Here is a 22760-nt window from a genome sequence, read left to right as displayed (position 1 = left end):
TGCCTTTGTGGTATTTAATTTGCTTTAAATTTTGAGTGTAATATAATACCACAATGCTAAAAACAAATGGAGACGAGTATGACTTATGAGCTAAAAATGCCTATTTTGGGCTTTGATGATGTCAAAAAGATAGAATTAGAAAAAATTGATGAGACATTTAGCAAGATTCGCGCACTTGATGGAAGCACACCCTTTGAGATGATTCTTGTTAATCCCTTCTCTTTGCTTAGCAATTATGATGTTACCATTCCTACGGCTGATGAAAAGCTACTTGATTTAGATGAAAGCAGGGGCGATAAGGTAGAGCTATATTGCGTGGTAGTGGTGCAAAAGCCTATTGAAAACTCTATTGTAAATCTTATAGCACCTTTTGTATTTAATCCTGCTAATGGCTTCTGCTTACAGGTTACTACCTTGCCTGTGGCACAATATCCGCAATTTAGCAAGGTGCAGCCTTTAAAAGAGTTTTTATCTAACGAAATTTTACAAACTCTCAATCAATAATCCCCCTCTCACTCCTATGCCGCTTTCACAACTTAATGCAGAACAAGCAGCGGCAGCAAGTGCGCCAAGTGGGCATAATCTCATTATCGCTTCAGCTGGCACGGGGAAAACCTCTACGATTGTAGGACGTATCGCCTATCTTTTAAATCAAGGCTATGCGCCTAAAGATATTTTACTCCTTACCTTTACTAACAAGGCAAGTAGCGAGATGATATTGCGCGTGGGGAAAATCTTTAGCGAAGATGTAGCTAAAAATATAGAATCTGGCACATTTCACGCAGTAGCCTATCGCTACTTACGGGAACATCAGCATATCCATCTCAAGCAACCCAAAGAACTGCAAATACTCTTTAAAAGCCTCTATGACAAGCGAGTATTTGTAGATAGAGAGCATAATAAACCATATTCCGCACAATATCTTTATGAATGCTACTCGCTCTTTGTAAATTCTGCTACCAAAAGCTCTTTTGGCACTTGGCTTATAGAGAGAAACCTCCAGCAAGAGCTTTACACGCCTATTTATGAAGACCTTATGGCAGAATTTAGCGAACTCAAAAATACCCATCACTATGCAGACTATAATGACTTGCTTTTGCTATACAGAAAGGCTGTATCGGGGCTTGATAAACCACTTTTTGCCGAAGTGCTTTGCGATGAGTATCAAGATACCAATCCCTTGCAAGATTCTATACTGAATGCGCTCTCCCCGCCAAGCCTCTTTTGCGTGGGGGATTATGACCAAAGCATTTATGCCTTTAATGGCGCAGATATTGGTATTATCAGTAGTTTTAAACATAAATATAGTGACGCGCAAGTTTTCACATTGAGCAAAAATTATCGCTCAAGCAAACATATCTTGCATTTAGCCAATAAAGTCATAGAAAAAAATGAACGCATTTATCCTAAACGTCTAGAGGTAGTCAAGCAAGGAGAATTTGCCCCTCCTAAGCTTATAGTCTATGATGAGCTTTTTTTGCAATATCAGGGCATTGCTAAACGTATCGCTACAAGTAACTTGCCCTATGAGGATACGGCGATTATTTTCCGTAACAATTCAAGTGCTGATGGGATTGAGGCGAGTCTAAGAGAGCTAAATATCCCATCTAAGCGCAAGGGAAGTGTGAGCTTTTTTGACACAAAGGAGGTGAGTCTCTTGCTTGATATTTGCTCCCTCGTGCATAATCCGCGTGATATGATGGCGTATATCCACACGCTAAGTTATGGCAAGGGCATAGGCAATAGTATCGCAAAGGATATTTATGAGGCACTTTTTGCCTTAGGTGCAGGAGACTGCCATAAAGGTATGTTTGAGCCAGACCACACTATAAGGGCATATAAGCAAAAGCATAAAAATACACAACTTGGGCTTTTTGATGATTTTTTTACTTTAGAATCTCAAGGGCGATTTGATGCGCACATCTCTCCATCTTTTGCCTCACACCCAATTTTACAGCACCCTAAGATTCACAAAGATGGCGCAATGTTTTTAAGCGATTTTTATGAAATGCTTCATCAAATCCACCATCTTAAAAGTCCTAAAACACTTGTAAGCTATATCACCCAATCTCCATTTTTTGTAGGCATTATGCGCTCACTTGCCAATACAAGGGCGAAAAATAAAGATGGTAGCATTGATAGCACGCGATTTGACAATGTCTTAGAATCTATCAATCGCAAGTGCAAACTTTTGTTTGATTTATCAAAAAACCATAATGATTTGGGCAAGTTTTTAAATGCGATGATTCTAGGCTCAAGCGAAGCCACGGAGGGAAGCGGGGTACACTTGCTAAGTGTGCATGCAAGCAAGGGGCTAGAGTTTCAAAATGTGTATGTCGTGGATTTAATGGAGGGGAGATTTCCCAATAGAAAGCTTATGAGCAAAAGTGGGAGCTTGGAGGAAGAGAGGAGGCTATTTTATGTAGCTATCACCCGCGCGAAAGAAAATCTTATCCTTTCTTTTGCCAAAAAGGATATGTTAAAAAATATTGATTATGCCCCCTCGGTTTTCTTGTATGAGGGAGAATTACTACACAAAGAGAGTGTGATATAGATTAAGAGTTGCCATATTGCTACGCTGTTGTGGCTATGCCACCGCGTAGTCTTGCTTTGCGGATCTAAAATCCGCTTCGCGCCTAAAGGATACACTTATGACTGCTAACGCATTCATCAAGTGAGTTTCATAGGTTAAATTCACTATTGCTACGCTATTTGCAAGTGTGGATAAGCACTTCGTGCATATATAGCTATGCCACCGCGTAGTCTTACAAATGGGAGCGAAACCTCATAAAGCTACCGCCGTTTTTTTAAGCAAGTCTTATCAAAGCAAAGTTTATACGTAGAATCTAGACAGCATTGTATGCAAAAATCACTTTTATTATGTTTTTATTTGCTTCAAGTTTATATATTATGCGTGATACAAAAACTTTAACACACAAAAAGTGAGGACAAAACAATGATAGGTTTTGAAAAATATTTGCGAGAAAAGCATTTAAAAATCACGCCTCAACGTATTGCGATGCTAAGTCAAATCTATAATAACGGGCATATGAGTGTAGAAGAAATCTACGATCAAATTAAATCAACATATCCTTCTATTTCTTTAGCCACTATTTATAAAAATATAAATGCCCTTTGTGAGGCAAATATTTTACGCGAGATCAAAGCCCCCAAAGATAAGCAAAAATATGAATTAAGTAGCGATAAGCATTTACACGTATATTGTGAGGTATGTGGCAAACTAGAAGATATTAAGCTTGAAACAAGTTATTTGGAAAATGATTGTGGGCAAAAAAGTGGTTATGCCATTTCTGATATTTCTGCTGTGCTTATTGGCACTTGTCCGCAATGCAAAGAAGATAAGCAAAAATTAGATGCTTAAGATTAGGGTATAGCCCTATCTTAAGTTTGTTTGTCTTCAATATGGGTAGTAGTTAAAAACATTATAACCCTACCTCAATCAAATTCATAAACCCCTTATGATGAAATAAGTCTCTTTATTCGCTTACAGCTCTCCTCTTTGCCAAGTGTGGCTAGCACCTCGCAGATACCAATCCCGCCGCTTTTGCCTAACAAAGCACATCGTAAAGCGGGCATTAGCTTACCGATTTTAAGTTCATATTTTGCAGCATAATGATGAAGATAAGATTCTATATTTTGCGTAGATTCCCATATATCACTCTCTGCGTCTTTAAATAGATTTTCTAAAGCCATAATAGCAGTGCTATCAAGCTTTGAGCGCATTTTTTCATCATATTCACAAGGAGCATTAAATACATCATTAAATCCTTGTGCAAACTCTACAAGTGTGCGGGAGCGGTCTTTAAGCGCAGGGTAGAGAATCTCACGCACCTTAGGGCTAAGCTTTGGCACATTAAATGCGCTCAAAAGCTCCTCAAGCATAGCATTATCGGTATTTTTAATATAATGCGCATTAAGCCATAAGAACTTATCCTCATTATAGGCACTAGGCGCACTATTAAGGGCATTGGGATTAAACAGCTCTAGCATTTCTTTGAGCGAGAAAATCTCCTTATCGCCATAGCTCCAGCCCAAACGCACAAGAAAATTTAAAATCGCTTCAGGCAAATATCCCATTTTATAGTAATCCATCACTCCCATTGCACCATCACGTTTGCTTAGTTTGCGCCCTTGAGGATTAAGAATCATCGGCACGTGAAAAAATCGTGGAATAGTAAAATTAAGTGCGTCATAAACAATAATTTGCTTTGGCGTATTGCTTAAGTGGTCGTCCCCTCGTATCACATCAGTAACACCCATCAGCGCGTCATCAACTGCTACGACAAAGTTATAAGTAGGTGTGCCATCACTCCGCGCGATGATAAAATCATCAAGTTCCTTAGCTTGAATACATATCTCGCCTTTCACGCCATCGCTAAATCGTATCTCCCCTTCAAGCGGGGCTTTTATACGCACCACAGGGGCAACTCCCGCCGGAGGTGTGCCATCAAAATCGCGATAACGATTGTCATAACGTGGTGTTTGCTTTTTAGCCTCTTGCGCCGCGCGCAGTGCCTCTAGCTCCTCCTTGCTCATATAGCAATAATACGCCTTTTTAGAATCTAAAAGCTGCTTGATGTATTGCTTATAGGTATCAAAGCGCTGACTTTGATACACCACTTCACCATCATATTCTAACCCCACCCAATTAAATGCCTCCACAATTGCTTTTGCTGCTTCTGTGGAATTTCTCGCTAAATCTGTATCCTCAATACGAAGTAAAAACTTACCACCATTTGCCCGTGCATAAAGATAGTTAAACAATGCCGTGCGTAAGCCTCCAATGTGTAAATACCCCGTGGGAGAGGGTGCAAAACGTGTAACAATATGAGCCATTTTATCCCTTTGTGAAACTTCAAATGCGTGAGTAGTATATAGTATTTTAACTTTTAAGTGGCTTTTGTAAGATTCCCAAAATATCATTTTTACACATTATAATACCGCATTCATTTTATGCGTAAGGATAGATATGTTTGCAATCACAGGGGGCGGCACAGGTGGACATTTAGCCATTGCTAAGGCTCTAGGTGAGGCTTTACAAGATGAGGGCAAAGAAGCCATTTATATAGGTTCGACTTTGGGACAGGATAAAGCTTGGTTTGAACATTCCTCACTTTTTAAGCAATGCTATTTTTTGCCCTCTGTGGGCGTGGTGAACAAAAGCGGTTTGGCTAAGCTAAAAGCCCTTTTTATACAATCTCAATGCGTTTTACAAGCACATAAGATTCTAAAAATTCATCAAGTGCAATGTGTGATTAGTGTGGGGGGATTTAGCGCTGGGGGCGCGAGTATAGCGAGTGTGCTATGTAGGATACCGCTTTTTATTCACGAACAAAATGCGATTAAAGGCAAACTCAATGCCATTCTCACACCCTTTGCTAAGGCCATTTTTGGCAGCTTTAAGGCAGATTCTAAACATTTTATCCGCACATCTTATCCGGTAAGAGATGAGTTTTTCACCTCTGCGCGAGTGCGCACACATATAGAGAATCTGCTGTTTTTGGGTGGTTCTCAAGGGGCAAAGGGCATTAATGACTTTGCCTTGCAAATCGCATCTAAGCTTTTAGAGAGAGGAATTACAATCACTCATCAATGCGGAGAGAGGGACTATGAGCGTGTGAAGGCAAAATATGAGGAAATGGGGATTTTAACAAAGATTGAACTTTTTGCCTTTGATACTCATCTTGTCAAGCGTTTGCAAAAGGCAGATATTTGCATAGCACGTGCGGGGGCTTCTAGCTTATGGGAAATGAGTGCAAATGGGCTTATTGGTGTATTTGTCCCCTATCCATACGCGGCAAAGGATCATCAATACTACAATGCGCTTTATTTTACAAATGAGGACTTAGGGCTTTTAATGCGGGAATCTGTCCTTGATATAAAGGCGGTTTTAGACTTTTTAGACACTATGCGGGGTGATGCTTTGAGCCAAAAATCGCAGCAAGTAATGGATAAGATTAAACCAAATGGGGCAAAAGAGATTTTAGGGCATATTGCTAGGCTAATGCAAAAATAATAAGACTAATAGCAATGCCAAACATCATACAAGCGACAATCCCTTCAAGTATCCGCCACGCAAGAGGTGAGGTGAAATAGTTTGAAAGTGCATTTGCCCCAAAACCTAGCAGCGCAAACCACGCCATAGAAGCACCTATACAGCCTATAAGAAAAGCTACTTGAGATTGAACACTCACTCCAAGACTACCAAGTAAGACAATGGCGTCTAAATATACGTGTGGATTTAGAAGCGTAATGCTAAGGGCTGCTCTAATAGTATGTGAGAGTGATGAATGAGTGCTATCCTTTTGTATGGAAATGCCTTTGTGTGATTGCAAGGCTGCTTTGCAAGAAGATATGCCATAGTAGCATAGAAATATTGCGCCCAAAATCGCTAAAATTTTACTCCATAGGGCAGATTCAGCAAATATACTCCCAAAGCCCAGCACGCCAACACTCATTAGCACCACATCGCACGATACACACGTAGCACATACAAACAAAGTATGTTCTTTTTTAATAGCTTGTTTGATAACAAAGGCATTTTGCGCCCCAATAGCCGAGCAAAGCCCAAAAGAGACGAGGAATCCTTGCCAAAAACTATACATATTGCCATAAGTCTACTGATTTAAAGGACTACTATAGGTATCCATACGTTTGATAATGCGCTCTTTATCCACACCTTCTGCAATAATAGGCTGATAATTATTAAAACTTCGCTCCCCGCTAATACGCACGGGGATAAAACTATGCAATTCGCTCCATTGAGGCAAATGCACGATTTGTTCCACTTTGGGATGAGTGATATAAATCATATCTTTGCTTAAAGATTCAAGTCGTTTTTGTCCATCATTAAAGGCAAAACGCACTTGATAGATAATACTATCTTTATCGGCAGGATTCTTAGCCCCGCCATAGACAAAATTCCCTAGAGAATAAATGATTTTTTTGCCCTTATATTCCTCTATGCCTTGCAGCACGTGCGGGTGATGCCCGATTATTATATCCGCCCCATTATCAATAGCAAATCTCCCAATTTCTTGCTGAATCTTGTTAGGATAATGCTCCCTCTCCTCGCCCCAATGAAAGCTAAATATCACTATATCCGCGCCCTTTTCACGCAAGGCTTTAATCTCATTTTTCACCTGCTCTTTAATGCCAAGATTCCACCCGCGATGTCCTGCCATACCGATTTTTTTGCCCCTTATTTCATAAATGCTTAAAATCCCCTCCCCGCTATAAAAAATCTGTGCGTTTTTAAGATGGGTTTGAGTGTCTTTAAAGCCTTGCATACCATAATCACGCGTATGATTATTAGCAATATTTACTGCCTCTATGCCCCCACGTTTTAGAATCTCCACATAGCTTGGGTCGCCTTTAAATGCAAAAGGCTTGATTAATCTATCCCCATTATGCGTAGTCAAGGGTCCTTCAAGGTTAGCTAGGCTCATATCATCATTTTCAAAGATATGCTTGACTTTAGCAAAAAAGTAGCCATAATCTCCGCCCACTTTCTTAAAATACCAATTAAATGTTTCTCCATTACTCCCATAATAATCCCCGAGGATATTATCGCCTACAAAACTTATGGTGATAATATCCCCCTCTTTTGTGCTTATGCCCTCTGGTTGCACTTCTCCTACCTTGCTACCAAAGCAACCGCCAAGTAGCAAAAGTGAAACTCCATATATCATAATATGCCGATAAAAACGCATTTTTCTCCTTTGTGTGTAAGGCTCTTTACTTGAAAATGGCATTGTAACGAAATCTTAAAAAAGTTTGCTATACTTCTGCTGACCCTTTCATCTAGCTGGCCAAGGATACCACCCTTTCTCGGTGGAAACGGAAGTTCAAATCTTTCAAGGGTCGCCACAGGGATAAAACCCTGCTTCTTATCTTATTAAGGATTTATTTGATGGATAGTGAGTATTATCAAGTGAGTCCATAGGTTTAGATTCAATATATTTTAAAGGATTATGGTGAAACTCATCTCGTGGAATGTCAATGGTTTAAGAGCCTGTGTGAATAAGGGCTTTATGGATTTTTTTACCCAAAGCAATGCTGATATATTTTGCATTCAAGAATCTAAAATGCACAAAAATCAGGCGGACTTTGACTTTAAGGGCTATCATAGCTATTGGAATAGTGCAGAGAAAAAGGGTTATTCTGGCGTGGTGGTGCTAAGTAAGCAAAAACCTTTAAATGTGGAATATGATATGGGTATAGCCCATCACGATAAAGAAGGGCGCATTATCACTGCTGAATATGATGAGTTTTATCTTGTCAATGTCTATACGCCCAATGCTAAACGTGAGCTTGAACGCTTGGATTATCGTATGGAATGGGAAGATGATTTTAGAGCATTTGTCGGAAATTTAGGCAAAAAAAAGCCTGTGATTATCTGCGGGGATTTAAATGTCGCACATAAAGAGATTGATTTAAAGAATCCCAAAACCAATCGCCGCAACGCTGGATTCACAGATGAGGAACGTGGCAAAATGAGTGAGCTTTTAGAATCTGGCTTTATTGATAGCTTTCGGTATTTTTATCCCACATTAGAGGGGGCTTATAGCTGGTGGAGCTATATGGGTAAGGCAAGGGAGAATAATACAGGTTGGCGGATTGATTATTTTTTATGCTCAAATGCTTTGCGAGAGCATTTAAAAGATGCGTTTATTTATCCGTATATTTTTGGTAGCGATCATTGTCCGGTGGGACTGGAGCTTGATATATAGCAGGGATTAAGGGTGAAAGCGCAGATTCTTAAATTGCTCCATCTTAAGCAACTCTATGGGAGATATGCCTGTGGAGAGCAATATAGTAGCCATTTTTATCGCCAAGTCCCCGCTGTGCCACTACAAAATAATTTAGAATCTGCAATTAAAAACTGCTCTTTATGTAATCGTATCAAGCATTGTAAAGAACCTAGCATAGGGCTTTTTAATCCCAAAGCTCCGCTTTGCTTTATTAGCGAAATACCCCTTATTGATGAAAAAGGGCAGTTTGTGCAAAATAAAAGTGCACTTATGTTAAAAAACATAATCGAACGTGTTTTTCATCTTTCCATATCGCACACCTGCATTCTTTCATTGGTAAAATGCGATGGGCATAATCTGCATATTGACAAAAGTGAGATACTCTCCTGTATGGGCTTTTGCCTCTCCCAACTGCAGAAAATCGCACCAAAAATATGTATTTTGCTGGGCAATCAAGTAGCAGAGCATATTTTAGGACAACATTTAGAAGGGGGTAGAATTTTATGGCACAATAACAAACAATTTTTGGTTACTTATTCCTTAAATGAACTTGTGCGCAATCCCTCTCTTAAAATAGAAACACACAATCACTTTTTGATTGCAAAGGGACAATTATGAAACAAATTTGCCTAAAAGCATTGATGCTTTTATGTCTATGCGGAATCTTTGCTATAAATGCTGTGGCAAAAAGCTATATCATCTCTCCACTTCCATTGCCACAGCAAGAAGTGCTTAATATCAGCACGGATAAATGTAGCTCTTCGTGTTTGCTCAATTATTTTGCAAAGGGGCAATTTTTCTCATTTATAGCGTTTTTTGACCCACAAAGTGAGAATGCAGAACTCCGCTCAAAACTTGCTAGTGTGCTTGAGGATTTGGGTATTAGCGATGCTATGATACCTACGACATTGCAAAGCAATGCAAAAATTAGACTAGCACTGCTAATGCCAAAAAAAATCATTGGGCGTTATAGTTCAAGCAGTATTGATACAATTTTAGCATACCTGATGGCAAGAGGAAATGATTTTATGTTTGAAGTATTCGATACAGGCGATGAAAGCCCCAATAATCTTGAAAATACTTACGAACGTATTGTGAAAAATCAATATGATTTTGTGATTGCTATTCTTACCCCAAATGGTGCACAGGAGTTTGCAAAGCTTGATATAAGCCTTCCTACCTACCTTCCCACAATCAATAAACATAGTATTCATACCCATATACCTAAGAAACTCCTTTTTGGCGGAATTGATTATGAGGCACAGATTGAACTCTTGCTTTCTTTAACAGGAGATAAAGATATTGTCGCTTATAATGATAGTAGCTCTGTGGGACGGCATCTAGGAGAAATATTAAAAAATAAAAGTGATAAAGTCGTATTTGAAGAAGTTGTAGATTTTCAATCAGCGACAACATTTTCCCAAAAATTAGAAAAACACGAAAAGTTTATTGCTGATAATGTCATCTTTTTTAATACCCCTGTTACCAAAACAGGGCTTATGGCTTCGCAGCTCGCACTCTCTAAGGAAGTGCCAGACAAGCTACTTTCTACGCAAATTAACTTTAACCCCTCACTTTTACTACTGATTCAAAAAGACGATCGCAAGAATCTATTTATCACAAATGTTATCAATAACCAAAACCAACGTCTTGTGGAATATGCAGCATTGCTTGGTGGGGATTTGCGCTATGACTGGGTGAATTATTCTACCGCCATAGGTGTAGAGCAGCTTATTTTGAATCATATTCATCGTGGAAATCATTTCTTTACAGAACGTATTAAAGATTCGCAAGTAGAATACGTAAACAGAATCTATAAAAGTGATGCGAAAAAATTCTATGAGTATAAATAAAAACTATCCTTTTATATTTAATGCAAATGAGTGCGACGGCTGTGGAGGGCGATGCTGCACAGGGCAAAGCGGATATGTATTTGTAAGCGTTTATGAAATGCAAAGAATCGCTTCAGCTCTTGCCTTGAGCTTTGAATCATTTTGTACGCAATATGTGCGTAAGGTCGGGTATCGGTTTTCATTTTTAGAAAAAGCACATTATAATGGCTTAGCCTGCATATTCCTTGATGGTGCAAGCGGCAAATGTAGCATTTATCCTTATCGTCCTAAACAATGCCGCACCTTTCCTTTTTGGGAATCTCACAAAAACCTTGATAGGCATTCTGTTATGCTGCTTAAAAGTCAATGCCCGGGTATATGCCCAAAGGAGAAAAAATGAGAATTATAATGGCACTATTTTGCTTTATATGCCTATCTTATGGGGCATTCAATGAAGATGATTATCTTTTTGAAGCATTAGATTATGAGGCACAAAATCAATTTGAGAAAGCACGAGATTTGTATTTAGTGCTTTATGAGGAAACTAAAAAGTTAGAATATTTTAAAGAGGCTATCGTGCTTTCTTCTAGTTTAAATAATCCCTCCGCTACACTTGATTTTGCTAATGAATATATCGCACAAGGAGGCGAAAAAGACTTAACACTGCGTAAAGTATTTTTAGATTGTTATTTGAAGCTAGGTTTGAGTGAGAGAGCCCTTGAAGAAGCAAAAAGTATTGCTAAAAGTGAGCCATCTCCTATACTTGATGATATTTTAGGTTCGCTCCTAGCAAGCAGAGGCGAATACAAAGAAGCATTAAAATATTTAAATCGGGCTTATAATGCGACCAAAAATCCTGATATTGTGCAAAAAATCATTGTCATAGAAATTGCACAATCCCACGAAAAAGAGGCATTGCGAATTTTAGATTCACATATTGAATCTTATGGCTGCACTGGGAGCTTTTGTAAATTTAGCATTGATGTATATGCGAGATTTGCCAAGGTTGATAAAATAGAGCAGTTTTTTGAACATATATTTAATGAAAACCCTACGATTGAGAATGCACGTAATCTTATTCTTATTTATGCCTATCAGCAAAAATTCAAGCAGGCTTCAAATATTGCCGCACAATTCCCCTTTAAAGGACAGATTCTCTTAGATTTGTATGTCGCACAAAAAGATTATCTCAACGCTTCTTTACAGGCAAAATATTTATATGAGGAAAATCAAAATCCTTATTATTTAGCATTAGAGCAAATCTACGCCTTTGAATCCTTAGAAAACAAGCATAATATGACAAAAATACATAGTATTGCAGAGAAACTTAAAACTGCCCTGAATCTTATGCAAACACCTGATAAAGACACACCCAAAGATCATCGTCTTAATGCTTCTTTACAAAACTTCCAAAGTAGTGAAGTGGGATTTTTCCTTAATTTTCTAGGGTATTTGATGATTGATTATGATATTGACATAAAAGAGGGGGTAGGACATGTCAAAAAAGCTTTAGAGATCTCACCGCTTAATCCTGCTTACCTTGATTCCCTTGCTTGGGGATATTACAAGCTTAAAGATTGTGCAAACGCCAAGGAAACCTTTGGTCTTATCCCTCAAAATGATGTAAAAAAAGAACAAGAATTACAAGAACATAAAAATCTTATCGATAAATGTGCCATTCCTTGAGAGTTATTAAGTCTAATTAAATAAAAAAATGATTATTCCAAAGCACGGCGAAATCTTGAAAGCAAAAATACACATACACCAATCTTGTTCATACTTACACCTAAAAACAGCTTTGACAACTTTTAGCATTCTAAAAGCCAGATTCTATAAACGAGTTTTACAATATAAATATCTCAAAACTTTTTGCCTTCATAATTTTTAGATTTCCTCATTAAAAGATGAGAATTTTGAAGCAATTCCCCCAATCTTCACAACTAAGTAATGAGAAAACCATAAGCTATACTCTGCTTTTGACAGAAAGAGGGCACTCTTTTTTATGCTAAAAAGCAAATTATCCTCTGCAAACAATAAGAAGCATAGACTCTCCTTAGTTTTAGAGCAAGCTTAGAGAAAAAGAAATATGCTAATTGAGAGAATAACACCCCCTCTCTCTTTATTTATCAAAAAAGCAAAGCAAAAAGTTTAACCATAATGCAGTGTATAAACACAATAGTTATGATTTTATACACTTTTAGATTATCAAGTAGGATCTTATATTTTCTACACTATAATATCCAAATAAAAAGGAGGCAATGATGTTTGACACCCTGACAAGCTCGTTTAAGAGCATTATGAATAAGATTCGCTTTAGCGATGATGAGAAGGCATTGCAAAGAGCATGTGAGGAGCTAAAAAAGACATTGCTTAAAAATGATGTCTATCATAAGGCTACAAAACATATCGTGCAAGTCGTGCAAGAGCACACAAAACAAGCAGGTATAGGCAAACAGAGCTTTAGTGCCGCTCTGCAACACGCCCTAGCAGATATTTTGCAATCATCAAAAGGCTATGGCATTAGCTTTTCCCCCACTCCGCCAAGTGTGATTGTGATGGTGGGCTTACAAGGAAGCGGTAAAACCACTTCGAGTGCTAAACTCGCGCTTTATTTGAAGCAAAGAGGTAAAAAAGTGCTGCTTGTAGCTTGTGATTTGCACCGTTTAGCGGCTATCGAGCAGCTTAGCCAACTCGCCCAAAGCATAGAAGTAGATATTTTCACGCCCAATCTTGCAAGTAAGCCAAATGACGCGATTTGCGTAGCTAAAGAAGCGAGACAAAAAGCTGTAGCGGGACATTATGATGTAGTGATTGTCGATAGTGCTGGGCGATTGGCTATTGATGAAGCATTAATGAATGAATTAGCCGCAGTAAAAAAAGCAATAAATGCCACAGAATGCCTCTATGTAGCAGATTCACTAAGTGGGCAAGATGGTATCCGCTCTGCGGGACATTTTAATGAAAAAATTGGCATTGATGGTGTGATACTCTCTAAATTTGATAGCGATACAAAAGGCGGTATAGCCCTCTCCATCGCTTATCAAATCGGTATTCCACTCAAATTCATAGGAAGCGGAGAAAAGGTCGCTGATTTTGATGTTTTCTTGCCTGATAGAATCATATCGCGCCTTATGGGAGTAGGAGATATAGTCTCCTTAGCAGAAAAAACAGCAAGTGTGATAAGCCAAGATGAAGCTAAGCAAATTACCAAAAAGCTCAAGAAGGGGCAGTTTAGCTTTGAGGACTTTATCGCACAAATTGAAAATGTTAAAAAGCTTGGCTCGATGAGCCAAATTGTCTCTATGATACCCGGGCTTGGCAATATGGCAAGTGCATTAAAAGATGTGGATTTAGATAAATCAAGTGAGGTGAAAAATATCCGTGCTATGGTCAATTCTATGACAAAAAAAGAACGTGAGAATCCTAGCCTACTCAATGGTTCAAGGCGCAAAAGGATAGCACTTGGGAGCGGACTAGAGGTAAGCGATATAAATCGTATCATTAAGCAGTTTGACCAAGCTTCCAAAATGGCAAAAAAGCTTACCCAAAAGGGCAGTATGCAAGAACTTATGAGTATGATGGGAAATTTAAAAATGCCAAAATAATGATTTAAGAAAAATTTGTCTTTTTGTGTCAATTTATTTGATATTTAGGTGTTACTAAAATGTTTAAAATCTAAAAACTCATCTTTTAAATCCTGTCATTATTAAATTTATATAATTTTGATTTAGGCATAGTTTTAAAACAAAAAATCAAAATTATAAGGAGACTATTATGGGAAATCGAGTAGAACACGACTTTATCGGTGAGCTTGAAATCACAGATGATGTATATTATGGGGTGCAAACATTTCGCGCATTACAAAATTTTAATATCACGGGCGATAAGCTAAGTAGCTATCCTAGTTTCATTAAGGCATTTGCACAAGTCAAAAAAGCAGCGGCTCTAGCAAATAATGAGCTTAATCTGCTTGATGATGCAAAAAAGGACGCGATTTGCAAAGCGTGTGATAGGTTAATTGCTGGGGAGCTAAGAGATCAATTTGTCGTAGATATGATTCAAGGAGGGGCAGGAACAAGCACTAATATGAATACAAATGAAGTGGTAGCTAATCTCGCTTTAGAAATTATGGGGCATAAAAAAGGCGAGTATCAATACTGCCACCCAAATGACCACGTAAATCTTTCACAATCAACTAATGATTCCTATCCTACAGCTATCCATGTAGCCCTTTATGATGAGCTTTCTGCATTAGCAAAGGATATGGAAGTCTTAAAATCTTCATTTGAAAAAAAATCAAAAGAGTTCAAAGATGTGCTAAAAATGGGGCGCACTCAGCTCCAAGATGCCGTGCCTATGACATTAGGACAAGAGTTTCACACATTTGCAGTAATGATGGGGGAAGACATTGCTAGAGTGCTTGAAGCAAGAAATCTTATCACTGAAATTAATATGGGCGGCACAGCCATTGGCACGGGCATTAACTCTCACCCTGATTATCCAAAAATCGTGCAAAAAAAGCTTTGTGAGGTTACAGGACACCCATTCCAAACCGCAGATGACTTGATTGAAGCGACACAAGATACTGGCGCGTATGTGCAAGTGAGCGGCGTGCTTAAACGTGTAGCCGTTAAACTCTCTAAAGTATGTAATGACTTGCGACTCTTAAGCTCTGGACCTCGAGCGGGATTAAATGAAATCAACCTCCCTAAAATGCAGCCCGGAAGCTCCATTATGCCCGGTAAAGTGAACCCTGTAATCCCTGAAGTAGTAAATCAAGTCTGCTATGCCGTGATTGGCAATGATGTGACCGTGAGCTTTGCGAGTGAAGGTGGGCAGCTCCAACTCAATGTGTTTGAGCCTGTAATTGCCTATGGTTTGTTTAATTCTATCTCTATGATGAGAAATGCTATGCTCACACTTGCGAGTAGATGTATTGATGGGATCACCGCAAATGAAAAGGTATGCAGTGATTTTGTGTATAACAGCATTGGTATTGTTACCGCGCTTAATCCTTATATTGGTTATGAAAATTCCGCTTCTATCGCTAAAGAATCTCTGCAAACAGGCAAACCTGTTAAAGAAATCGCCCTTGAGCGCAAATTGCTCACAAAAGAGCAACTTGATGAAATTTTCCAACCCAAAAATATGCTTAATCCACATATGAGTGCAGAAGATAAGGCGAAGTTTCAAAAACACTCACCTTTTGCATAGATCCTTTTTACAAACCTTAAAGATTTTAAGCATCAATTATTAAGAATCTTTAAGACATACCTTATTTTAATTTATATTAGGGGATATTTATGGAACATATACTTCTTATCTTGCAAATAGCAGTGCTGCTTGGGGCAATCTTTATTGGTATTCGGCTTGGAGGTATGGCAATAGGCTATGCTGGGGGCTTTGGCGTAGTGGTGCTATGCCTTATACTTGGTATGAAGCCCGGGGATATTCCTTGGGATGTTATTTTAATTATTATGTCTGTGATTGCAGCTATTGCTGCTATGCAATTAGCTGGTGGTTTGGATTATATGGTGCAAATAGCAGAAAAAATCTTGCGCAAGAATCCTAAATATATCAACTACCTCGCACCCACGGTTACTTACTTCCTCACATTTCTAGCTGGGACAGGACATACTGCCTTTTCAATGATACCTGTAATTGTAGAAGTAGCAAAGGAACAAAATATCAAACCCTCTGCCCCGCTTTCTATCGCTGTGATATCAAGCCAAATCGCCATTACCGCTTCTCCTGTAAGCGCGGCAGTAGTATATATGACAGGTGTGCTAGAGCCACTTGGCTGGAACTACCCTACCCTACTTCTTGTGTGGCTTATCACTACATTTAGTGCGTGTATGCTCACTGCATTTGTGATGAGCAAGTTTTTTCCGCTTGATTTGAGCAAAGACCTCATCTATCAAGAACGCCTTCAAGCCGGACTTGTCAAAGCTCCTATGGGTGCACAGCATATTGAGCTTAAAAAGGGGGCAAAGCTAAGCGTAGCAATTTTCCTTATCGGTGTGCTTTGTGTGGTAATTTATGCTACTTCTATTTCTGATGTCGTGCGTAAGCCCATACTTAATGCAGTAAGCAAAAATATCCCTGCGTATTATTTTGATGATAGAGTAGATTCTATTGTAAAAGAAGCAAAGGAAAATTTGAACAAAGAGGAATTTAATGCAGTTGCACCGAGTTTAGAATCTTTGAAAAAAGCTTATATGGATTCTAAAAGTGTGATTAAAGCGAGTGTGGCAAAGGGTGAGGCAAATCTAACGGCGACTTTCCCATTTAAAGAAGCAAAGAGTGCGCTTTATACGATTGCAAATGATGCAAATCAAAAAGCCCTTGAGAGTTTAGAATCTAGCCTTGCAGACTTAGAGCAAAATGTGGATTCTATCCTTGCTGACTGGGCGCAAAAAGACGGCATAGTAGCAAATCTTAGTGCAATGGTAAAAAGCTACATTGACCCTGTGCGATTGCCTCGCGATGGTGCAATAATGAGCTTTATGCTGCTGATTGCGACATTAATTACGATGTTCTGCAAAATTGAGAGTAGCAAACTCTTTGAACAAAGCACTTTTAAAGCAGGAATGACGGCTTGCATATGTGTGCTGGGTGTAGCGTGGCTTGGCAATACCTTTGTAGGCGGCTACAAAGAACAAATTGGAGATTTAGCTGGAGCTCTAGTAGAGGATTATCCTGCACTTTTAGCCATAGCATTATTTTTTGCAAGTATGCTGCTTTACTCACAAGCGGCAACAGCTAAGGCGATTATGCCTGTGGTAATTGGCGCACTTGGAATCACTGCGGCTAATACAGATTCTGCATATATTATCGTAGCGAGTTTTGCAGCTGTCTCCGCCCTCTTTGTTTTGCCCACTTATCCTACCCTACTTGGTGCAGTGCAAATGGACGATACAGGCTCTACACGTATTGGCAAATATGTGTTTAATCATAGCTTTATTTTGCCCGGAATACTTGCTATTAGCTTCTCTGTGGCTCTAGGCTTTATAATCGCTCCATTTTTTGCTTAAAAGATTTAAGTTATTTTGAATCAGCCAAGGACAACATGCATTACTTGGGAATCAAAATTAAATTATGCTTTAAGCAAAACACACTATAATGCGCTACTTAAAAAGTCAAAACTTAAGGAGATGAGATGGCAACAGTAATTAGACTTACTAAAATGGGACGCAAGAAAAAACCTTTTTATCGCATTGTTGTAACAGATTCTCGCAAAAAGCGCGATGGCGGCTGGATAGAATCTTTAGGATACTACAATCCTTTGGTAGAGCCAGCACTTGTAAAGTATGATACTACACGTTTGGAGTATTGGAAAAGCGTAGGTGCAAAGATGAGCGAAAGGGTGGCAAAACTCACTGCAAAATAACTAAAACAATAAAGAAGTAATTATGGTTGAAGATTTTATTAGAGAATATGCAAAAAAAATTGCTAATAAACCTGAGGCAATAGATATACAAATACAAGATGCAGAAGATAATACTCGTGAGATTCTTATCCTTGCTGATTCACAAGATGTGGGACGACTCATAGGGCGAGATGGCAAGATGGTAGGTTCACTCAAAACTTTTATCTCTAGCACAAAAGCCAAAAATGGTAGAAGTTATAGAATCGCCGTGCAAGCCCATTAGAATCTAAATGCCCAAAGAGCCAAAAAAGCAATCCTCTCTTCTTTTAGTCGCTAAAATCGGGCGGGTCGTTGGCATTAAAGGAGATTTAAAACTCTTCATTATAAGCGATTTCCCTGCTATTTTTACCCCTAAAGCCACATTTCATACTGCTACATTTGAGACACTTTGCATCCATTCATACAATGCTACACAAAATCTTGTACGTTTTGAGGGCTATACCTCACGTGAGAGTGCAAGTAAGCTTGTGAACTGTGAGCTATACTCTACCCTTGAGGAGAGCAGGGTGATGTGTAGATTGCAAGAGGGGGAATATCTATGGCAGGAGATGATAGGCGTGAGCGTCTGTGATACGCTAGGAGAGAGTAATATGAAACTCGGAGTGATCACAGATATTGAACGTATCGGCACATTGGATTATCTCATCATAGCCACAGATTCTATGCTTGTAAGTAAGGGATTAAGCAAACAATTTCTTATCCCTAATATCGCACAATTTGTGCTATCTCTCTCTCCTCAAGGTGTGATAACGCGCAATGCCCTAGCACTCCTTGAAGAAAGCTAAGATAATGAAATTTTCTTTTTTGAGTCTTTTCCCTGCACTGATAGAATCTTACTTTAGTGATTCCATACTCAAACGAGCCATACAAAATGGTTACATTGAAATAGAATGTATCAATATCCGTGATTACGCCCTTGATAAATATAAAAAAGTCGATGAACCTCCTATAAGCGGGGGTGCGGGGCAGGTGATGAGAGCTGATGTTTTAAGTAAAGCATTAGCACCACTCAAACAATCACATATCATTTTTTTAAGTCCTTGTGGGAAGCCTTTTAATCACAATGACGCCGCACGTTTAAGCCATAAAGAGCACATAAGTCTTGTATGTGGGCGATATGAGGGCTTTGATGAACGTGTGATTGAGGAATATGCTAATGAAGTTTTTAGCATAGGGGATTTTATCCTCACGGGCGGGGAATTACCCGCGCTTATGCTATGTGATAGCATTTCAAGATTTATTGATGGGGTGCTGGGGAATGCTCAATCTCTACAGGGTGAGAGCTTCGGGGAAAATCTGCTTGAAGCACCTAATTTTGCAAAGATTCATAACACATCATTTTCCGCCGTGCCTTCAGTGTATTTAAAGGGAAATCATAGTAAAATCAGCGGCTTAAAAAAACGCTTGGCGATATGTAAGACAAAGTATTTTAGACCAGATTTGTATCAAACATATCAAACATCTCTAAAGCGTGGGAATAGAAAGGAATAGTTATGAGAAATCGTTATATACAAAGCTTTAATGATATGCAAATTGGCGATAAGCAAGTGCCACAATTTAAGGCAGGGGACACTCTAAAACTAGGGATTAAGATTCAAGAAGGCGATAAAAGCAGGGTGCAATATTTTGAGGGTGTATGTATCGCTATTCGTGGCAATGGCGTGGATAGAACTTTCACAACAAGAAAAATCGGTGCAAATAACATCGGTGTGGAAAAGACATTTCCCCTTTATAGCGCAAGTTTAGAAAGCATAGAGGTATTACGTATAGGACGTGTGAGACGAGCTAAACTCTACTACCTGCGCACAAGAAAAGGCAAGGCTGCTCGTATTAAAGAATTACGCAAGTAGCTCCCTATTATTCACCCTTGCACTACACACCACATAGTTTTACCCCATAGAAAATGAGCAAAGTATCTGCAAGGCAGATAGATACAGAGCATATTTTCCTGCTTTGTGTCATTTAAACCTTTCTTTTATAAATTACAAGCACAAAAATATATGATGTAGCAGATTCTGCAAAAAAGTAAAAAGCTATCCACTTTTCTCTCAAAATAGAGGATAGTTCATTGCTTATTTTCCTCATACATTCCCTTTGGCAAAGGATAGCTTTAATCTTCACTTTTCTTTATAGTGCAGAGGAATTAAGCAGTGGGGTATATTCTTAGGCAAAAGAGGAAAGAATAATCGCATTTTTCTCTATTGACTAGATTATTTGTTTGCTCTCCTCTCAATGGTAAATAAAACCTTTGCTAGAGAAAGGGATATTCTATTTTTGTAGGGATTTTATCTTATTGCAGCCAACATCAAACATTAAAATAAAAATATTTTTAATCTTTCATTCGACAAATATCTATACGTTTTATCAAGATTCTATGAGTAAAAACGATGTGCTAGATAACAAATTCATAAGATAATATACATATACCTCCTATATGTATATTTACAAATATATGCCATAATCGTTATAATTTCAATGAAAGGATTGCTAATGAAAGAGGCTTCATTTTATATCGAACAAATGACTTGTCAGGCGTGTTCAAGTGGGATTGAACGCGCATTGAAACGTAAAAGCTTTTGCCACAGCATAGATGTGCATCTTATCAGTAAAAAGGCACATATCTGCTATGATGAAAGCCAAACAAGCCTTGAGGAGATTTTCGCCATTATACGCAAGATGGGCTATGAACCGCATTTAGGCGATACAGATTCTCCACACACCCCAAATCCTACGCACAATATTTTTATCAAACTCAATGATTTTATAGAATTTTTAGACGCGCGATTCTTAAACACACGCAGGAGGCTTACTCTAAGCATTTATTCTACATTCATAGTGCTTTTGCTCTCTTGGGGAGAGATGTTGCATTTATGGCATATCCCTTTTAGTGTGAGCTACCCTACTATGCTGTTTTTCACGCTTGTGGTTATGCACATTGGCAGAGGGTTTTACTTGCGCGGGTTTAAAGCCCTTTTTATACGTAATCCTAATATGGATTCACTCATTGCCATTGGGACAAGCAGTGCGTTTATATATAGTCTGCAAGGGCTATTTGGGATAGAAACTCATACATATTTTGATAGCGTATGCGTGATTATCACCCTTGTGCTGGTGGGAAAAAACATTGAGAATAACTCCAAAAAAGATGCGCTTGATAGTGCTTCTTTACTACTAAAACTCAATCAAAAGAACTTGCAAAAAGTGTGCTTAAATGAATCTCACTCACTTTCAAATGCACCCTGTGAGAGCATCCTTACTCAAGATGTGAAGGCAGGGGATATACTAAAGATTCTGCCCGGAGAGATGATTATGGTGGATTGCGTGGTAATAGAGGGGGAGAGTAGCCTCGATACTGCCGCGATTAATGGCGAGTCTCTCCCTATTTTAGCGCGTCCTAACGATGTGCTCTTTTCAGGAAGCATTAACCTTGATGGTGTGCTGTATGTCCGTGCAGAGAAAAATGCCAAGCAATCCGCTCTGGCACAGATTCTCCATCTCGTGGAAAAAGCCCAAGAGAGCAAAGCCCCTATCGCTTCACTTGCAGATAAGGTAGCGGGGGTATTTGTGCCGCTTGTGATATGTCTAGCTTTAGCTGCGGGGGCGTTTTGGTGGGGTATGCGGGATTTTGAATTTGCCTTGAGTATCTTTATCGCTACGCTTGTGATTTCCTGCCCTTGTGCGTTGGGACTTGCCACGCCAATGGCGATTCTCCACGCGCAAAGTGTTTCAAACAAAATGGGCGTGTTTTTTAAGGATGCTAAGAGTTTGCAAACTTTGAGTGAAATTACACATATTGCTTTTGATAAAACCGGCACACTCACGCAAGGCTTAAGCATAGAGCAGATTCGTATATATGATACATCAAAGAGTGAGCAGGAGATTTTTAATCTAGCTTATACTCTAGAATCTACGAGCACACATATCATCGCACAAGCCTTTCAAACGCACCCTTTAAGCCAAAACGCAACCCTCTATCCCATAAGTGAGGTGCAAAGTATCCTAGGGCAAGGCATTAAAGCCACTATCAACAACACTTCCTATATGCTTGGTACTCTTGGGATAATCCCGCCGCACTTACATAGTCAGCTTCACACACAGGCAGACAAAATTACTTTCTACCTTGCTACAAATGATTGTCTCCTTGCGGAATTTTCTTTACAGGATTATGTGAAGCCCGATGCAGCATTGACAATAGCGCATTTTAGGGCTAAGGGTATAGAATCTACCCTCATTAGCGGGGATAATGCCGCCAATACACAAAGAATCGCTCAAGCGCTTAGAATTACTAACATATTTGCTAAGGCAATGCCGCAGGATAAAATGCGTATTCTTAAAGAAAAAGCAAAGCAGCATAAGGTGCTTATGGTGGGCGATGGTATTAATGACGCTCCAGCCCTTGCCCTTGCGCACACATCAGCAGCCTTTAGCTCCCCACACGATATAGCTATGCAAAGCGCGGATATAGTAATCTATAATCATAAAGTGATGAGCGTCTATAACGCATACGCGTTGGCAAGGGCGAGTATTGCGAATATAAAGAGCAATCTTGTTTTTGCCTTTTGCTATAATGTCGCTTTTATCCCTTTAGCAATGGGCGCGCTAGGTGGATTTGGGATATTTCTGCACCCGATGTTTTGCGCATTGGCAATGAGCCTCTCTAGCATTAGTGTGGTGTTCAATGCAGCGCGATTAAGGCGATTTAAGATTCTATAATGCTGGGTGCTT

The 22760-nt window shown here is 39.1% G+C and carries 21 protein-coding genes and 1 tRNA gene; 19 read left to right on the top strand and 3 right to left on the bottom strand.

What is annotated here, in order from left to right:
* Positions 1 to 78 precede the first annotated feature (78 nt).
* From fliW to V3I05_RS06350, 3 genes are all read left to right on the top strand, one after another.
* Positions 79 to 504: a flagellar assembly protein FliW gene (gene fliW, locus V3I05_RS06360; RefSeq protein WP_295698696.1), complete on the top strand. Its 426-nt coding sequence runs from the start codon at positions 79 to 81 to the stop codon at positions 502 to 504.
* A 16-nt stretch (positions 505 to 520) separates the two neighbouring features.
* Positions 521 to 2554: an ATP-dependent helicase gene (locus tag V3I05_RS06355; protein ID WP_300449707.1), complete on the top strand. Its 2034-nt coding sequence runs from the start codon at positions 521 to 523 to the stop codon at positions 2552 to 2554.
* A 402-nt stretch (positions 2555 to 2956) separates the two neighbouring features.
* Positions 2957 to 3382, top strand: coding sequence for a Fur family transcriptional regulator (locus V3I05_RS06350; RefSeq protein ID WP_295698699.1), 426 nt, complete (start codon positions 2957 to 2959; stop codon positions 3380 to 3382).
* A gap of 95 nt (positions 3383 to 3477) precedes the next feature.
* Here V3I05_RS06350 and gltX read toward each other — a convergent pair whose 3' ends face one another.
* Entirely contained in the window at positions 3478 to 4857 is a 1380-nt protein-coding gene (gltX, locus tag V3I05_RS06345; RefSeq protein ID WP_343352997.1) for a glutamate--tRNA ligase, read from the bottom strand.
* 133 nt (positions 4858 to 4990) lie between these two features.
* Here gltX and murG point away from each other — a divergent pair, with 133 nt between their 5' ends.
* The gene (gene murG / locus V3I05_RS06340; protein WP_343352996.1) at positions 4991 to 6037 is read left to right on the top strand and encodes an undecaprenyldiphospho-muramoylpentapeptide beta-N-acetylglucosaminyltransferase; all 1047 of its coding nucleotides are present in this window, start codon (positions 4991 to 4993) and stop codon (positions 6035 to 6037) included.
* Here murG and V3I05_RS06335 read toward each other — a convergent pair.
* Together V3I05_RS06335 and V3I05_RS06330 are read right to left on the bottom strand one after the other, a co-directional pair.
* Positions 6018 to 6626, bottom strand: coding sequence for a LysE/ArgO family amino acid transporter (locus V3I05_RS06335; RefSeq protein ID WP_300447709.1), 609 nt, complete (start codon positions 6624 to 6626; stop codon positions 6018 to 6020). The two genes, murG and V3I05_RS06335, sit on opposite strands and share 20 nt — an antisense overlap.
* 12 nt (positions 6627 to 6638) lie before the next feature.
* A complete protein-coding gene (locus V3I05_RS06330) occupies positions 6639 to 7733 on the bottom strand; it encodes a CapA family protein (protein ID WP_295698708.1) in 1095 nt (364 codons plus the stop codon).
* An 80-nt stretch (positions 7734 to 7813) separates the two neighbouring features.
* Here V3I05_RS06330 and V3I05_RS06325 point away from each other — a divergent pair.
* The 15 genes from V3I05_RS06325 (at position 7814) to V3I05_RS06255 (ending at position 22748) form a co-directional block, all read left to right on the top strand.
* Positions 7814 to 7890 (top strand) — tRNA-Glu (locus V3I05_RS06325).
* Positions 7891 to 7997: 107 nt separating this feature from the next.
* Positions 7998 to 8753, top strand: coding sequence for an exodeoxyribonuclease III (locus V3I05_RS06320; protein WP_300447751.1), 756 nt, complete (start codon positions 7998 to 8000; stop codon positions 8751 to 8753).
* A 12-nt stretch (positions 8754 to 8765) separates the two neighbouring features.
* Positions 8766 to 9392: a uracil-DNA glycosylase family protein gene (locus tag V3I05_RS06315; protein ID WP_295698710.1), complete on the top strand. Its 627-nt coding sequence runs from the start codon at positions 8766 to 8768 to the stop codon at positions 9390 to 9392.
* Positions 9389 to 10627, top strand: coding sequence for a hypothetical protein (locus V3I05_RS06310; protein WP_295698712.1), 1239 nt, complete (start codon positions 9389 to 9391; stop codon positions 10625 to 10627). Before V3I05_RS06315 ends, V3I05_RS06310 begins: the two co-directional genes overlap by 4 nt.
* On the top strand, positions 10614 to 11006 hold the full coding sequence (locus V3I05_RS06305) for a YkgJ family cysteine cluster protein (RefSeq protein WP_300447713.1): 393 nt from the start codon (positions 10614 to 10616) through the stop codon (positions 11004 to 11006). The genes V3I05_RS06310 and V3I05_RS06305 overlap by 14 nt, the downstream gene beginning before the upstream one ends.
* Positions 11003 to 12292, top strand: a complete 1290-nt coding sequence (locus V3I05_RS06300) for a tetratricopeptide repeat protein (RefSeq protein WP_300447715.1) — start codon at positions 11003 to 11005, stop codon at positions 12290 to 12292. The genes V3I05_RS06305 and V3I05_RS06300 overlap by 4 nt, the downstream gene beginning before the upstream one ends.
* 575 nt (positions 12293 to 12867) lie before the next feature.
* Complete coding sequence (gene ffh, locus V3I05_RS06295) at positions 12868 to 14211, top strand: signal recognition particle protein (RefSeq protein ID WP_300447717.1); 1344 nt, start codon at positions 12868 to 12870, stop codon at positions 14209 to 14211.
* Between the two features lie 169 nt (positions 14212 to 14380).
* A complete protein-coding gene (aspA, locus tag V3I05_RS06290; protein ID WP_300447719.1) occupies positions 14381 to 15820 on the top strand; it encodes an aspartate ammonia-lyase in 1440 nt (479 codons plus the stop codon).
* A gap of 89 nt (positions 15821 to 15909) precedes the next feature.
* The gene (locus tag V3I05_RS06285; protein ID WP_343352991.1) at positions 15910 to 17640 is read left to right on the top strand and encodes an anaerobic C4-dicarboxylate transporter; all 1731 of its coding nucleotides are present in this window, start codon (positions 15910 to 15912) and stop codon (positions 17638 to 17640) included.
* 125 nt (positions 17641 to 17765) lie between these two features.
* Positions 17766 to 17996, top strand: coding sequence for a 30S ribosomal protein S16 (gene rpsP / locus V3I05_RS06280; RefSeq protein ID WP_295698724.1), 231 nt, complete (start codon positions 17766 to 17768; stop codon positions 17994 to 17996).
* Positions 17997 to 18018: 22 nt separating this feature from the next.
* Positions 18019 to 18258: a KH domain-containing protein gene (locus V3I05_RS06275; protein ID WP_295698726.1), complete on the top strand. Its 240-nt coding sequence runs from the start codon at positions 18019 to 18021 to the stop codon at positions 18256 to 18258.
* A 7-nt stretch (positions 18259 to 18265) separates the two neighbouring features.
* The gene (gene rimM, locus V3I05_RS06270) at positions 18266 to 18820 is read left to right on the top strand and encodes a ribosome maturation factor RimM (RefSeq protein WP_300449690.1); all 555 of its coding nucleotides are present in this window, start codon (positions 18266 to 18268) and stop codon (positions 18818 to 18820) included.
* Between the two features lie 4 nt (positions 18821 to 18824).
* Positions 18825 to 19526 carry a tRNA (guanosine(37)-N1)-methyltransferase TrmD gene (trmD, locus tag V3I05_RS06265; protein ID WP_295698732.1) on the top strand — a complete coding sequence of 234 codons (702 nt, stop codon included), beginning with the start codon at positions 18825 to 18827 and terminating at the stop codon, positions 19524 to 19526.
* A gap of 2 nt (positions 19527 to 19528) precedes the next feature.
* Positions 19529 to 19885 (top strand): 50S ribosomal protein L19, encoded by a 357-nt coding sequence (rplS, locus tag V3I05_RS06260; RefSeq protein WP_295698734.1) that lies wholly within the window; start codon positions 19529 to 19531, stop codon positions 19883 to 19885.
* A gap of 640 nt (positions 19886 to 20525) precedes the next feature.
* Positions 20526 to 22748, top strand: a complete 2223-nt coding sequence (locus V3I05_RS06255) for a heavy metal translocating P-type ATPase (RefSeq protein WP_300447726.1) — start codon at positions 20526 to 20528, stop codon at positions 22746 to 22748.
* The last annotated feature ends 12 nt before the right edge of the window (positions 22749 to 22760 follow it).

Origin of the sequence: Helicobacter mastomyrinus (assembly GCF_039555295.1) — a bacterium.
Lineage (GTDB): Bacteria > Campylobacterota > Campylobacteria > Campylobacterales > Helicobacteraceae > Helicobacter_C > Helicobacter_C mastomyrinus.
This window is presented reverse-complemented; position numbering and strand designations above follow the sequence as displayed.